The organism is Pseudoalteromonas sp. AWM4_233 (assembly GCF_056158285.1).
Genome location: NZ_JBSWSZ010000061.1, coordinates 1 through 733, shown reverse-complemented (window position 1 = coordinate 733; position 733 = coordinate 1). Strand labels below are relative to the sequence as shown.

Annotated in this window: 1 protein-coding gene; it reads right to left on the bottom strand. The window is 36.7% G+C overall.

The genetic code is table 11. The features are described 5' to 3' along the window. Positions 1 to 325: 325 nt before the first annotated feature. Positions 326 to 490, bottom strand: coding sequence for a MerR family DNA-binding transcriptional regulator (locus ACXAC4_RS19865; protein WP_475164923.1), 165 nt, complete (start codon positions 488 to 490; stop codon positions 326 to 328). Positions 491 to 733 lie beyond the last annotated feature (243 nt).

Here is a 733-nt window from a genome sequence, read left to right as displayed (position 1 = left end):
AAGGTTAAGAGAGGACAAAGGTTTCAACGCTTCAGCACCTAAGGTTAAGAGAGGACAAAGGTTTCAACGCTTAGGCACCTAGTAAACCTAGTCTGCATTATTTTATAAGGCAGTATAGAAATTGAATAAAAAAAGCGATTATCCCTTACAGAATAATCACTTTCCCATTATTTCTTCCGTATTCCAAACTGAGCATTTAGCTGACCCTGAATCATTTTTGAACGTGATGCCTGATCGTCTTTTTTCTTTTTCCTTTTTAATTCCGAGCGGATTTCCTCCGTTCGGACTCCCTCCTCCCTTTTGTTGGCTATGTCGATGAGAGTCTCTACATCGAGAAAAGAATATTTCCTGCTCCCGCGTTCTGATCTTTCAGGAAAATCAATTTCCTCTCTTCGTAGTATCGAATCTGGCGTTCGCTAAGTCCTGTCAGTTCGCTGACCGTCCCAATCGAAATGACTTTTCTGGTTTTATAGGATGTTTCTCTTTCCAATCATGTCACCTCAATCTAACCAATTTCTTTCATTATACTAATCTTTCAAATTTTTTCATTATTCCTGTCAGAAAATCTTACAAAGCAGCAAAAACAATGTAAGAAAACTTAACATAATAACTGAATAAGAGCTGAATTTCTTTTAGAATAAACAAAAACATTAAAGAAAAGAGGAGATAGAAAATGCAATATTTACGGAAGAGCCCATTGAAAAAAAACGGCAATATCTAATCGATCTGCTGG